At 47.5% G+C, this 417-nt stretch carries 1 protein-coding gene; it reads right to left on the reverse strand.

The features are described from left to right. On the reverse strand, positions 1–397 hold a 397-nt coding region (locus H8792_RS12440), incomplete at its 3' end, for a putative inorganic carbon transporter subunit DabA (protein ID WP_228767126.1). Between the last annotated feature and the right edge of the window lie 20 nt (positions 398–417).

Here is a 417-nt window from a genome sequence, read left to right on the forward strand (position 1 = left end):
AGGCTTGTTTGGTTGCGCCTTTAGACACTTTCGTCATCACCGGCGTGACTTTAATGCCTGATTTTAACAACCCCGGTAACTGAGGACGAGACACATCGGTGCCTGCCGGTTGATACTCAATTGGCAATCCAAAAAAGCCAGCAAAGCCCAGTGTTTCAACTCGAGAATCTTGCGCTTCTAAAGCACGACGAATGACTTCCGATCGCACATCAATACAAAAAGCGGCTTGCAGCAAAACCGGCGGCGATTCGGTCTCTACTTTTTGGTCTGTTCTACTGGCGTGTTTAAGTTGCTGTTGTAACTCAGACTGATACGCAATTTCAGCGGCTCTTTGCCAAATCCAAGATTTCGCTTGAGCCGCTTCATGGGTGGCAATCAAATCCGGCAAGATGCTCATTTGATGATGCCACATAACTT

This window comes from Thiomicrorhabdus heinhorstiae, from assembly GCF_013391765.2.
In the GTDB taxonomy this organism is placed as follows: domain Bacteria; phylum Pseudomonadota; class Gammaproteobacteria; order Thiomicrospirales; family Thiomicrospiraceae; genus Thiomicrorhabdus; species Thiomicrorhabdus heinhorstiae.